This is a genomic window from Moorena producens PAL-8-15-08-1 (genome assembly GCF_001767235.1).
GTDB classification, from domain to species: domain Bacteria; phylum Cyanobacteriota; class Cyanobacteriia; order Cyanobacteriales; family Coleofasciculaceae; genus Moorena; species Moorena producens_A.
Genome location: NZ_CP017599.1, coordinates 3,535,984 through 3,549,360, shown reverse-complemented (window position 1 = coordinate 3,549,360; position 13,377 = coordinate 3,535,984). Strand labels below are relative to the sequence as shown.

Here is a 13,377-nt window from a genome sequence, read left to right as displayed (position 1 = left end):
AGACTTATTGTCTTAAAAGACAATGTTGGAGTAATCCATAGACTTTTATCCAACTAAGTTTGAACAATAAACTTCCCATGTCATACAACACCCGTCAACCTTTATTTATGGGTCGCATATTTATGGGTCGCACCAAGAGCGTTTCTATAGTTACTTTAACCATTATGTTGAGCCTATTGGGTTGTGCTCCCCATCAATTGTCAAGACGATCTCCAACCCCTTCACCACCCAAGTCATCACCAAGCAAAACCTCTTCAGTCTACCGTGAGTATCCTGAACCAGAGGCTCCCCAAACTCCTTTACTAATAGACCAAAGTACTATTATAGCAGAAAGTTGGACTGTATACAAAGAGAAATTTATTCAAAAAGATGGGCGAGTCATCGACTACGAAGCTAGCGATCGCTCAACCTCTGAAGGGCAAGCCTATGGTATGCTGCGAGCAGTCATTGCCGATGACCCGACTACCTTTGCCCTGACCTTACAATGGTCTCAAAACAATCTCAAGCGCTCAGGAACCAATGGTACTCTTGAAGATAAACTCTGGGTGTGGAAGTGGGGTCGTGATCAGAGCGGTAACTGGGGTGCGATTGACAGAAATTTTGCCAGCGATGCCGATATTGATGCAGCAACAGCATTAATCCTAGCTTCCCGTCGCTGGAATCGTCCGGAATACCTGGATTTAGCGTTGACTAAGCTGGAAGATTTGTGGAACTTTTCCACCAAAGAGGTAAGGGGAAAGCGCTATCTTTTGCCAGGACCTGTAGCAGCCTTTGTCCCTTCTCCATCAACTCTATATCTCAACCCCTCATATCTTGCTCCTTTCTCCTTTCGTCTCTTTGCCCAAGTTGACCCCAACCATGACTGGTTAAGTTTGGTGGATAGTAGTTACCAGGTGTTAAAAGAGTCTTCCCAGGTTTCTGCTGTAGGCTTACCCAGCGATTGGATAGCCCTTGACACCCAAACTGGTCAATTCCAGCCATTGCCACCAGACAGTCCACTCAAAAGTTCTTATAGCTTTGATGCCTACCGAGTCTGGTGGAGGGTTGCTTGGGATGCAGCTTGGTTCAATACCCCAGAAGCATTTGCCTATCTCGGTACTGCCACCCAGCATTTGCAATCCCTGTGGCGTTCTTCCTCAAAGCTGCCCGCCAGGATTGACATCCAGGGAAAACCAACTGTGACTTACGAAGCCACTTCCCAATACGCCATGCTTTATTCTGCCCTACGTTTAATTGAGCCAGCCATGGCTAGAGAATTGATAGAGCAGAAACTAATACCACAATATCAGGAAGGGATTTGGGATGATCAATCGGCCTATTATACCCAAAACTTAGCTTGGTTAGGGTTATTACCTACCACAGCCATCGACGGCAACCTGTTAAATCCCAGTTAGGGACGGGAATAGTTGAAACATACCAGTAACTATACCGATAACTATACCGATCAATCTATACCGATAACTATACCGATCAATCTATAGCCATCAATCAGGTGATACAGGTGACAAAAATGGTCTCAATGGTTAAAGTTAAGCCTAAACAATACAACTTAACTTTATAAATACATGGTTCTCTTAGTATTCTCCTAGTATTCTTTATTATTACAATTATGAAATTCTTGTTTCGCCGCTCCCAAGCCCAAGATCCTAGGAATAATCATCAACGACGTGCTCTCTATGGTCCTAGATTATCCTTGTTGCTGTTATGTGCAAGCATGGTGTTAACCCTGGGCATCGGTACTACCCTGACCAGAGCTCAAGGGGAGGGTAACCTCAGAAGACAGGAAGACCAGTTCATCCAGAAATACACCTTACCCAAAACCCCCACTAAGGCTCCAGTCTACAAACCTAAACCTCGTCCTCGTCCTCGGCCAGCTGCCCGACCTAGACCAAAAGCTGCTCCGGCAGCGCCACGACAAAGACGCTCTAATCCAGCCCCAGCCAGGGTTGCTCCCGCCCGACCTCGGCCAGCTGCCCGAACTCAGCCACGGACCCAACCCCGCTCCCAGGCCCGACCTCGTTCACAGCCCCAATCTACTCCAAATCCAATTGCTTCTACGCCGAATATCCCATTAAGTGAGTACATCTTGCAATTTAACCGCTCTCCGATTGTAGGCAATCGCCTCCGGATGCGGGGGGTTTATTCCGAAGCAAGACTGGGCTTTACTCGTCCTCGGGGTTGGAATGTAAAAACCGCCAAAGCCTTAATCCGTTTCCAGCATTCACCAGCCCTGATGGCAAATCGCTCTAACCTGACCTTGCGGATTAATGGCACCAGTGTGGCCAGTGTCCCTCTCAACCGCAAGCAGTCTCAGGTGGCTAACGTCATGTTTGCTATCCCAACGACCCTGATCCAGGACTACAATGAACTTTCCCTAGTAGCCCAGCAACACAACACCACTGGCTGTACGGATGGAGGGGATGCCACGTTGTGGACTGAGGTTTTGCCGGATTCAAAATTAATCTTTCAATACCAAGTTGAACCTATTCCCCTAAACTTCAGTCGCTATCCTTATCCTTTCTTTGATCAACTCAGCTTAGATGCCAATCGCATTGCTTATATGCTGCCGCAGGGGAATGTCCAGACCCGATCCGTGGAGTCCTTAGAATCTTGGTTGACTGCTGCGCCTCGCTTACAGGCTTCCTTAGGCAGGTTGGCTGACTTCCGTCCCATTACCACCCGTTTGGTAGAGACTATAGACGAATTAGAGTGGGGCGATAGTTTAGTTGTGATGGGGACTCCTGGGGATCAAGCAGTTTTGAAGTCTTTAGCACTGCCCTTTACCTTCTCCGGGAATCAGATTTTAGATGGGAATCAGATTCCCTTACCCGATGATGTCGGTGTGCTAGCACTTACCACAGTCAATGATGGCAGTAACCCGGTCTTGGTGGTGACTGGCAATGGCCCAGATGGCGTGAAAAAGGCTGCCCAGTTTTTAGTACAGCCAGACACCAGTAAACTTGGCACAGGTCAATTAATTTTCGTAGATCAGGTTCGGGATGTACCAATACCATCCTCCCGCAATTGGCCTGGTTATTTGCCAGAAGAAAATTCCTTTACTCTAGAAGACATTGCTACTCAGCCCAATGGTAAACCCTTTAAGGACGTCACAGTGCGAGGCACTGCAGCACCACCGGTAGAGTTTGATTTTCGTGCCTTACCGGATGATCGGTTTAAACGGGGCAGTTCCATGAATTTAGTATACAGCTATGGTCCCCAGGTCAATCCTCGCACCTCTGCTGTAGAAGTCTTACTAGATGATGTACTAATTGGTGGTAAACGCTTGACTAAGAGGGATGGCTCACAGCGAGAAACTCTCAAAGTTGATCTTCCTGCCAATCTGATTAAACCCACCTCTAAAATCAAAGTCGCTTTCCGGCTGAACCCCAGGGAACCAGAGGAGTGTGGTAAAATTACGGATCAACAACTAACCGGTACGGTTCATGGTGAGACCAACTTCAAAGTTAATCGGGAGCCGTCAGTTCAACTACCTAATCTAGAACTGTTGCAAGTAGGTTACCCATTTGCAGCTCCTCAAGATTTGTCCAATACAGCGATCGTGTTGTCAGAGACACCATCTGATACCGATCTGCTCACCCTCCTAGCTGTCAGTGAACGTTTAGGACGTCTAAGTAAGGCAGATTCAGTACAGCTGGATGTTTACACCATTGAACAATTGCCTGATCAGATCAGGAGGAAGCGGAATCTGGTCGGAATTGGCACCAGAGAGGAATTTCCCTTTCCAGAGGTATTTGAGTCAAGTGGTTTGCGTTTGAGTAATGCTCTAGGACGTCAGTGGGGTGAAGCTAGTGTCCAGACTCTACCGGATAGTGAAGGGGTAATTAAAGAAATCATGTCTCCCTATAACAATCAGCGGGTACTTTTGGCTTTGAGTGGTCAAACGGAAAATGGCTTAGACCGGGTGCGGCAGATTCTCACTAAAGATTCTTGGTTCTACCAGTTGCAGAAGGATACGGTTTTAGTTAGTAGTTATCAACAAGACCCTGCTGGTTATGACCCCGATGCCTATAAGCTAGAGTTTTTTGAACTAGCCCGTTCTAAAAAACGCATTGAAAAAACCTCTGCCCTCAGTAAAGCATCCTTCTTCCTCCAACAAAACTGGTGGTTCCTAGCTTTAGGTATTCTGGGCGTAACCTTCCTGCTTTATGGCATTAGCCAGTTGTACCTCAAGCGTGTGACAGATCAAAAAAGTCATTAGTAATTAGTGATTAGTGATTAGTCTTTAGTCTTGATTAGTCTTTACTATTTTTTGTCTATTAGATGCTATGAGTAAGCATATGCGCTACTTGAGGTGCGTGCGCGTTCAGCCCTCAGCCGTCAGTGGTCAGTAGTCAGTGGTCAGTGGTCAGTGGTCAGTGGTCAGCCGTTGGCCGTTGGCCAACGGCTGTTCGCTGAGCGTGGACTTAGCCCATAAGTTGATAGCTGAATGCTGAATACTGAATGCTATTAGATTAAAATTTCACTGACTTAAAAATGAGTAATCACTAATTACTAATCACTAATTATTACATAACCTATATAGCATTTAAAAATAGATCATAAAACCAAATTATGATTTATAAATAACACAAAAAAATACGGCGATATCTTTAGTAATGTTCCCTGTTCCCTGTTCCCTGTTCCCTGTTCCCTGTTCCCTTTGTTAATCAATATTAGTTTCACATCTCAAATCAAAATGCTATAAATTGCTATGTCTTTTTCCTTATTCAAACAATCGAGAAATAGGCAAAATCGCCCTCGTCGATCCCCTTTAATTACATTACTCGTTGATCGCCTACCTCGGTTTTTTGACCGAGTCCTAGCACGGCTAGGGTCGAATCACTTGTGGTGGCTGATTTTGCTGCTGGTGTTGCTATCCATACCCCTGATTACTACACCCCTAACAGTCAGGCAGCAGGGGATTGTAGCGATCGCACTAATATTGGTTGGTCAAGTGGTAGTGCGCACTGAAGCCAAACAATCTGATAAAACAGTCAGTGAGTATTTTCATCTGTTTTTAGTATGGCTGAGCCTGGTGACCACCATGCGCTACCTATACTATCGCTTTGCCTATACCCTAAATTTTGATACTTGGATCAACGGGTTTTTCTGTGTGCTGTTGTTGGGGGCGGAATTGTATGCAATTCTAACCCTAGTGCTAGCTTATTTTCAAACTCTCAAAATCAAAGACCGAGAAATCGTTGATCTGGCTAACTATCCTCAAGACCAATGGTTCAAGGTTGATATCTACATTCCAACCTACAACGAGCCTGTGGAAATTGTCCGCAATACAGCAGTAGCCGCTCTGGCTATGGACTATCCGGAGGATAAAAAACAAGTCTATGTCTTAGATGATGGCAGAAAGTATCCAGAGCGTCGCAAAAAGTTGAAGCAGATGTGCGAAGAAATCGGCTGTAAAATGCTGACTAGACCTAACAATGATCATGCCAAGGCAGGTAATATCAACACAGCTTTTAAGACTACCAAGGGCGATCTGGTATTGATTCTGGACTGCGATCACATCCCAGCGCGAAAATTTCTGATGCGCACAGTCGGGTTTTTCTACAACCCAAACGTATCCTTTGTGCAAACCCCCCACTGGTTCTTTAACCCCGACCCCTTTGAGCGAAATCTGCAGACTAAGGGTGAGATTCCAGTGATGAATGAACTCTTTTATAAAGTACTACAAAAGGGCAATGACTTCTGGAATGCTTCCTTTTTCTGTGGCTCAGCAGCGGTAATTCGCAAAACCCATGCGCTGGAGATTGGGGGAATTGCTGTTGAAACCGTTACAGAAGATTGTCACACGGCCTTCCGACTCCATTCCTTAGGTTATGAGTCAGTGTACTATGACCAGATTATGGTTGCTGGCTTAGCCCCTGAAACCTTTGCGTCTTATGTGGGTCAGCAAGTGCGTTGGGCAAGGGGAATGGCTCAGATTCTACGGCTAGAATTCCCCTTGTTGAACTGGAAGGCAAAACATCTCACCTTAGGCCAGCGGATTTGCTATTTTTCAGCCACCTCCCACTTCTTCTATGGCTTTCCCCGGCTGATTTACGCTGTCACTCCCACTCTATTCCTATTGTTTGGCATCAATCCCATTCAGGGTTTGGGGCTAGAAACCTTATTTTATGCCCTGCCCCATCTACTGATTAGCCTCAATGCTAACTATATCACCTACAAAGAAGTTCGCTTTTCCTTCTGGAACGAGGTGTTTGAATTTGTGATGTCATTCCAGACGGGGTATGTCACTCTGATGGCGGTGATTAACCCCAAGCTCGGTTCATTTAATGTAACTGACAAGGGGGTATCGGTTAGTCAGCGGAGTTTTGATTGGCAGTCAGTACAGGGTCTTTTGGTAGTAACAGCTATAGTGATTGCTGCCTTACTAGCTGTTCCGTTTTGGCTGCTGCTCCGCCCAGAAGATACAGAGGCGGTCTTGGTTAACGCCATGTGGTGCGTCTTTAACTCGGTTCTGCTGATAGCAGGTTTGCTGGTTGCCTTTGAACAACCCCAACAACGCCCCAAACACCGCCTGCTACGACGCCTTCCGGTGACAATTCACACCCCTGACCAGAGTTGGCCAGGGGAAACGGTTAATATCTCAGAAAGCGGAGTTTTAATTGCCTTAGATAGCTGGCCCAACCTACCTGATCAAGTAGACCTTGAAATTGTGGGAGATTACGGCAGACGAGCCTTTGTTGCTGGACAAATTATCCGCAAGACACCCATTAGTGACCATCAAGTTCACCTTGCGATTAATTTTATCAACCCCACTCAAGCTCAGCTAGATGATTTAGTCTTAGTAATTTATTCCGATGTCAGGGAGTGGTATTCCCAGAAGCGTGGGATCACAGACCGACCCATGGGCTCCTTAGGTTTCCTCGCCACTGGTATGTTCCGTTCCTTCCGAGAGTTGAACACCCAAACCAGTACTAAGGTGCGTAAACAGATTAGGGCTACTGCTCAGCTTTATTGGGAAGGTAAGTTTTACAGTGGCAGGGCAACTGAAATGGGAGTCATGAGTTTACGGGTGGAATTAGAGCGCAGCACTGAATTTTCTGACACCACCGAGCAAACTAGTCCATTGCTCACACCAGAAGATTTGCGGAGAATGGAGCAAGACCAACCTTTCGTTGGCTTGCTATTGAGTCAGGAATCCACTAACCAGTTACCACAGCGATTGTTAGCTCAAATTGTAGATGTCGAAGATTTATCCGATCAAGTTGCCATTGAGTTGAAGTTCCCAGACCAATTAAAGCAGAAACAGGAGACCAAAATTAAACAGCTTTTGAAGGTACTCTAGAAGGTACTATAGTTGAAAGTTGAACGCGATCGCGTGGCCAAAGGCCAAGGTTGAAAGGTTGAACGCGATTGCGTGGCCAAAGGCCAAGGTTGAACGCGATTGCGTGGCCAAAGGCCAAGGTTGTTCACACTTGATCCTTCACACTTGATCCTTCACACTTGATCCTTCACACTTGATCCTTCACACTTAATCCTTCATTGCCCTGATGCCAACATTTGCTGGGGTTTGTAGTCAGACCCTAGCTTGTTGGCACAGAATCCTAAATGACGGCTTTGACCAGGTTCGATCAATCCTCCCCAATCCAGCGGGGTGACCACATAGTCTTTAGAGGATTGAGAGTTTTCCCTGTTAGGGGGTTGGAAATTACCATTCCAACTATTGTTAATCGCAGCTTGATTCATTTGGAATGTTAATTCCCAGTCTTCAACCTTAGTACTGCCCTCATTGATAACCTGTATACCGATGCAAAATCCTTCTTGCCAATCTGAATGCAGGTTAGGTACAACTTTTAAAGGGACACGGTTTCTAGTCTGTGACCTTGTAGAGAGATTAGGGTTAGAGAGATTAGGGCTAGGTTCGGGTGTTGGTCTTCGCTCCCTTACACCTTGGTTGGTATCGGGTGGCGGTGAAGGTAAGGGTGCCATGGTGTTGGGTGTGGCACTGGGGGATGGTAAAGGTAGTGGCTCCTTGAAACCTGGATTGGCAAGGGGTGACGGTAGGGGTAGGGGTGTAACTTGCCTTGGTGTGACAGTTGGTGATGGTGCAGGTAACGGTGCAGGTAACGGTGCGATTACACCTGGGTTGGTACGCAGGTTAGGTAGGGGTAGTGGTGCAACCCTCCTGGATGTGGGATTGGAGAGGGGTGGAGGTAGTGGTGCAACGCTTCTGGATGGCTGCCTACTTGTTGGTGTTGGTGTAGGCATTTGCCCGATTGACCTGGGTTGGGAATTCGGTAATGGCGTGGGCATTGGTTTGGTTCTGCCTGGTGGGAAACTTGGTCGCGGTATGGAAATTGAGGGGATAATCGGAGCAACTCCCACATTCGGGGCGAAATTGTTGGCAATTAGCAATCCCTGAAGCAGTTGTTGCTTAGGACCCTCCACACTCTGCCAATCATCTTGCAGGATCCCGCCAGTATCCCCACTATTGGGATTCCAACTCCAGTAGGCAAAACTGAGGTTGTTTCGATTAATGTAATCTACCAGCCGCCGCTTCCACACTCCCTCTGTTGAGTTAGGGTCTACCTCCTTTCCACCGAATTCTCCGATCAAAATCGGCGCAATGCCTTGTCTAGCGATATAGTTCCAAGCAATTTCCCAGCGGTATTCCAAATTGTTAGGGAAACTCGGTTCTGAAAACCAAGAGTGATTGAAAACTCCAGGGCCATATTCATGGGGGGAATAGACCAGCTTATTCGGATTAGACAAACGTACTGGATATTCCCTAACTCCTTCCAGATTACCCCCATGCCAATGGGTCGCTAGTCGTTGACCTGGAACATTCTTTTCTACACCTTCAACAACTATCAGCCATTTGGGGTTGACCGCAAGAATGGCATTACCAGCCCTCTGTGCTGCCAGTCGCCAGTCAGTAGCCAGATCGTTTGTCCCCCAGCTGGCTGAGCCATGGGGTTCATTTTTCAGGTCTGCGCCAATCACATTAGGTTGATTACGGTAACGATTTGCCAGCATTTTCCAGGTTTCTATCCAATCAGTTTCCGTAAACCCATCCCCGTACCATAATGGAGGAATACGTTGGTCATTGAGTTGGTGACAGTCCAACAAAATTAATATGCCTTGCTTCTGGGCTTCCTTGATAATGGCATCCATCACCTCCAAGGGCGATTTACCGTAAAGCTCCCGATTGTTACCGATGTTGAAATCAATCCCACTGACCTCTGAGGCTCTTAGAGATTGGATAGAAAACGGCAGCCGAATCATGTTGTAGCCCAAGCTTTTGATCTGCGCCAACATATCCTTGTAGTCTCGTTTCCACAACCCATGAGGAGCATGCAAGTTTGTCTCAATCCCAAACCAGTTCACCCCTCTGAGTAATATCGGGCGACCTAAGGAATCAAGTAGTTGTGATCCTTGAGTATAAAGAGGTAGCTGCATGGTTCTTGCGGTATTGGCTGCATCAACAGGATGGTGAGAAGGCAAGGTTAATTCCATCAGGGATAAAAAGACTAACCCTAAGCCAAGACCAATGATTCGCCAAGGGAGTCTAAATTTGGTTCGCCGGTACTTAGGAAGCCTACTATGCCCAGGCTTGCGCCGTCGAAACTGCCCGAAATGGCTGATGATTGTCAGCAGGATAGTTGATAGGATGCGGGCAACTCGGGATATGTGCCGGAAAAATCTAGACATTGGTTTCTACAAGAGAAGAGGTAGAGTTGGTTACAACTAGAGGCGCGCACCGCCACGGGAATTTAATTCTTAATAGGTCAAGCGCATCTAAGAACTTGAGATTGAGCTTCCTTCACCCTGAGGTGCGACCCAAGGCCGCGAGGGATTGCTCGCGGCCTTGGAGGGGCGCACCTTGACTAACTCGAAAAACTAAATTAAGCAACTATATATATATAGGGCAATGGGTAGGTGACCATAGACAATCCCTTAATATCAATACCCAAAACTAGCGCTAATGTCAGTGTATCTCCTGAAAACCGAAACCATACAATTCCCCTGGTTAAAAATCCTGTAATGCTTGATGGGTAAAGCCTAGAGTCGCGCGCACCTATAGGAATTTCTGGGGGGAGATCACACAAACTTCACAAAGTATCTTGAGGTGCGACCCAAGGCCGCGAGGGATTGCTCGCGGCCTGAGGGGGTGACAACAAGGCTAAAAACTAGACAGGGTATGGGGTGTGGGGTGTGGGGGGTGGGGAAAATAGAAGCGATGCAGCGCCTTCATGAGGGGGTTTCCCCCACTCGCGCTTTGCATGGCTGACAGCGATGCAGCGCCTTCATGAGGGGGTTTCCCCCATGAGCGACTGCATCAAGACAGCAAATTTGGAGTGAGCCGGTGCGATAACAATCGCTCCGAAAGCTGATTTAACCGTCCCGTCGCCACTCCGCCAGCTCCTGATCTTCCCCTACACCCATCACCCCACACCCCACACCCCGTAAAGCTTTTAAGGCTGTTTGTCACCCCGTCAGAGGAGGCGCGCACCTAAGAGATTCCCAACACTAAGCCGGGGTAGGTCATTAAAAAACTCAACAACTTTTGGGGGCATACAGTCAAACCCTTACTGAACAGGGGTTTTAGCTCCATAACCCTTTTTAGTTTTACCCACATCCACCTTCAAAACCCTCGATTTTTCCGGGAGTATTCTGACCTAAATAACCTTTGAATTGTAAATTTCTGATCAATTGTAAAGTTCTCAGGTGATCACTAGGAACTGCAAGTTTCAATCTAGAAGGGGTTGATATACCTGCACTACTTATTCCTACAAATATACCTTCACTACTTATTCCTATAAATATACCTTCACTACTTATTCATGTAAAATTCATAAACTTAGTGAAGGGTTTCATAAAACTTTTATAAAACATGGGATGAGTACGGATTAACTTAAAGAAAAGCCAAAGTATTAAAGGGTGCAGCTACAAAAAACTATTTCTGCCGCTGACCACCGATAAGGAGTGAGCGAAAGACTAAACACATCACAACTTGATCAAAACTTGGCAAAGTCTTACGTGGCTCAGGTTAAATGGCTGATGCGGCAACTATAGAAGGAAACTACTGATTATGACATCTCCGATTAAACAATTTGTCCTGAAACCGATCGTATTTTCAGCTGCACTGTTTGCCGTCCTAACCATACCACTCGCTTGGTTTGGCTCTAGACCTTTAAATATTGAAGTGCAAGAGGAGCCAGTGTTTGACGGTAAGTTAATGGACGTAGCTCCACCTTACTTGGGTTTAGCAGCGCTACTAAGTCTGACTGTAGGAACTGCTACAGTGGCCATGACCGGATGGCGCTCCGCTGACCGCAACCGGTCTGATATAGAGGCACAGTTATCGGGTCTTGAGGAAAATCTCAAGAAAAAGGAGGAATTGTTAGAGACACTTCAGCTCTCAGACTCTAGGTTAGACGCTTCTGGACTGAAGGAGTTTACCTCAGAGAAAGACACTTCACTATCTTTGAACGACAACTACCAGCCCATTAGCAATGTTGAGCAAGTCACTTCCGAACCCTTGCCCAAAACCTACCATCCGATTGCCGAAACTGGGTCAGTAACTGAACCTGTAATAATTACCAATCAAACAGTGGATCATGAACCATCCACTCAATCCCCCACTAAACGCGACTTGGACGTGCGAGCAGCTACGGCTAGGTTTCCATCGGTGCAATCATTTCTAGCCTATGCTCCACCCAATGCTGCTCAGGAGCCACAGATGAAACCAACTCCCCTTAATGGTGATGAGTTTGACCAACTCTACACTAAAGTTCAGCATCTTATGTCTCAGATGGTCACTGTAAAAAAGGCTATGGAAAGACGGTCACCGAAAACCTCACTCGAGTAGTCGTGATCAGATAGCTACCAAAAAAACTTGGTAATGGCTAATTCCTAGATATTGATAGTTAAGTCATATCAAGGGTTAGTCATTATCTTTTCTTACCAGTCAAACCGGAATCTTACCACGTAATGTTTTAATAAAAACCCTAATCACCTCAGCTGGATTATGTCTAGTCTGTTCATAATGTTCATGTGGATTGCTTCAATAATTCTATTGCTTCAATAATTCAAGGTCTAACTCCTAAAGAATCCTCGTCACAAACCATGCAAGCACTGTCAAGATCAGTGCTAAATGCCTTGAATGCACCCTTACTATGCACTTACATCATATGCACTGACATCAATTCAGTTCAGAATTCGTCGAAAGCATCGCTACAATGCGGTCGAATCTTTTCCTATTTTGCCAACCTAGCCACAAGGGGAGAACTTGGGCTTCTGCTAATTCTAGTACCAAGGATTGAATTTCTTGGTCAGATGCCTGTCCATAAAGCAGTAGTACTAAGAACCCATCGAGTTGCCGTGCCATTGTTTTAGCTTGAGGTAAGGCATCTATAGCTTCAGTCCAATGGACAGGGAACATCAAATGAAGTGGCTTATCGTCTCCCATGTGGATTAGAGTCGGTTTGAGGAGATTGCAAGTGCCATGAGGTCCCTCGTACCAAGGGCGATGATTTTCTAGGTACGCAGCTTCTGACTTTACCCAAGTATTCATTTTGTACCTCTAAGTTGATTATAGCTCTTATTTTCTTTATGGTAATTGATGAAAAATGGATTCGCTCAAATTATTTGTAGTCTACAACGAACAAATGCTCTTAGGGTTTCCTTTTGAGAATTTATCCAATGGTTGATTCGTTAAAAAAAAACATGGATTGGTAGTATTTACTCATTTATGCCATTTTATAATGCTTAAATTAATTTAAAAAAAATCCATAGTTTGCAATTGTTTTTTTCGTTATATATAACTTATACTGTACTTAACGAATAATTGAATTTATGGCCAATTTCTATTGATTTATATTCCCACACCGGTGAGGCTGGAATAACTTACTAGGAAGCGTGTTTTTTAAGTTATTGATCTGACCAATAGTCAAGATTTAGAGTGACAGTAACCTGGGATGAACGATAAAAATTTCCCTTTACCTTTATCCTTTGGTAAAACTTCATCCTTTCTTGATGCAAAGCGCTCATGGGGGTAACCACGGCAGTCCCTCATAGGGGAAACCCCCCCAGGTCGGCGCTGCCTTCCCAACACCGCGCTGCCTCCCCAAGACCGTAATGGTGCGTTTGACCCGTAATTAAATTCGCCACGGGTCACACCTCTGCATCGCTTTTACAATTACGAAAAAATTCGCGCGAAAATTGGCACATTTCCCGCGCCCGGGCCCCACACTTCCCACACTTCCCTTCTTTATTTACAAATATGAGATGCACCTGATAAGCAAAGGACAAGGGCTCATCGAAAAACTTGATCTCAAAAACCCTGGGTTAGGTGGTAACTTCTATTAGTTTTTATGGTTCCTTGAGGAGGAATAGTGGTTTGGCTTAATAAGT

The 13,377-nt window shown here is 45.8% G+C and carries 8 protein-coding genes; 5 read left to right on the top strand and 3 right to left on the bottom strand.

The genetic code is table 11. The annotated features are described in order from the left end of the window. The first annotated feature begins 77 nt into the window (after positions 1-77). The 4 genes from BJP34_RS13325 to BJP34_RS13315 all read left to right on the top strand — a co-directional run bounded on the left by BJP34_RS13325 (position 78) and on the right by BJP34_RS13315 (position 7,306). Positions 78-1,394 (top strand): glycosyl hydrolase family 8, encoded by a 1,317-nt coding sequence (locus BJP34_RS13325; RefSeq protein WP_229424346.1) that lies wholly within the window; start codon positions 78-80, stop codon positions 1,392-1,394. Between the two features lie 215 nt (positions 1,395-1,609). After that, a complete protein-coding gene (locus BJP34_RS13320) occupies positions 1,610-4,219 on the top strand; it encodes a cellulose biosynthesis cyclic di-GMP-binding regulatory protein BcsB (protein ID WP_070392767.1) in 2,610 nt (869 codons plus the stop codon). 93 nt (positions 4,220-4,312) lie between these two features. Beyond that, positions 4,313-4,435 carry a hypothetical protein gene (locus BJP34_RS48835; RefSeq protein WP_267876561.1) on the top strand — a complete coding sequence of 41 codons (123 nt, stop codon included), beginning with the start codon at positions 4,313-4,315 and terminating at the stop codon, positions 4,433-4,435. A gap of 276 nt (positions 4,436-4,711) precedes the next feature. Continuing rightward, positions 4,712-7,306 carry a glycosyltransferase family 2 protein gene (locus BJP34_RS13315; RefSeq protein ID WP_070392766.1) on the top strand — a complete coding sequence of 865 codons (2,595 nt, stop codon included), beginning with the start codon at positions 4,712-4,714 and terminating at the stop codon, positions 7,304-7,306. Here the strand turns inward: BJP34_RS13315 and BJP34_RS48830 are convergent. Continuing rightward, positions 7,303-7,434, bottom strand: coding sequence for a hypothetical protein (locus BJP34_RS48830; protein WP_267876560.1), 132 nt, complete (start codon positions 7,432-7,434; stop codon positions 7,303-7,305). The two genes, BJP34_RS13315 and BJP34_RS48830, sit on opposite strands and share 4 nt — an antisense overlap. Positions 7,435-7,500: 66 nt before the next feature. Continuing rightward, a complete protein-coding gene (locus BJP34_RS47395) occupies positions 7,501-9,672 on the bottom strand; it encodes a cellulase family glycosylhydrolase (RefSeq protein WP_083305150.1) in 2,172 nt (723 codons plus the stop codon). Between the two features lie 1,381 nt (positions 9,673-11,053). Between BJP34_RS47395 and BJP34_RS13305 the strand changes: the two genes are divergently transcribed. Beyond that, a complete protein-coding gene (locus BJP34_RS13305; RefSeq protein ID WP_070392765.1) occupies positions 11,054-11,833 on the top strand; it encodes a hypothetical protein in 780 nt (259 codons plus the stop codon). 333 nt (positions 11,834-12,166) lie between these two features. On the opposite strand, the gene BJP34_RS13300 is transcribed toward BJP34_RS13305, so the two are convergent. Next, the gene (locus BJP34_RS13300; RefSeq protein WP_070392764.1) at positions 12,167-12,538 is read right to left on the bottom strand and encodes a hypothetical protein; all 372 of its coding nucleotides are present in this window, start codon (positions 12,536-12,538) and stop codon (positions 12,167-12,169) included. Between the last annotated feature and the right edge of the window lie 839 nt (positions 12,539-13,377).

Bases quoted from the DNA above. Each gene is read 5' to 3' on its own strand.
- BJP34_RS47395 (WP_083305150.1), bottom strand. From the start codon at position 9,672: ATGTCTAGATTTTTCCGGCACATATCCCGAGTTGCCCGCATCCTATCA.
- BJP34_RS13315 (WP_070392766.1), top strand. From the start codon at position 4,712: ATGTCTTTTTCCTTATTCAAACAATCGAGAAATAGGCAAAATCGCCCT.
- BJP34_RS13320 (WP_070392767.1), top strand. From the start codon at position 1,610: ATGAAATTCTTGTTTCGCCGCTCCCAAGCCCAAGATCCTAGGAATAAT.
- BJP34_RS13300 (WP_070392764.1), bottom strand. From the start codon at position 12,538: ATGAATACTTGGGTAAAGTCAGAAGCTGCGTACCTAGAAAATCATCGC.
- BJP34_RS13305 (WP_070392765.1), top strand. From the start codon at position 11,054: ATGACATCTCCGATTAAACAATTTGTCCTGAAACCGATCGTATTTTCA.
- BJP34_RS13325 (WP_229424346.1), top strand. From the start codon at position 78: ATGTCATACAACACCCGTCAACCTTTATTTATGGGTCGCATATTTATG.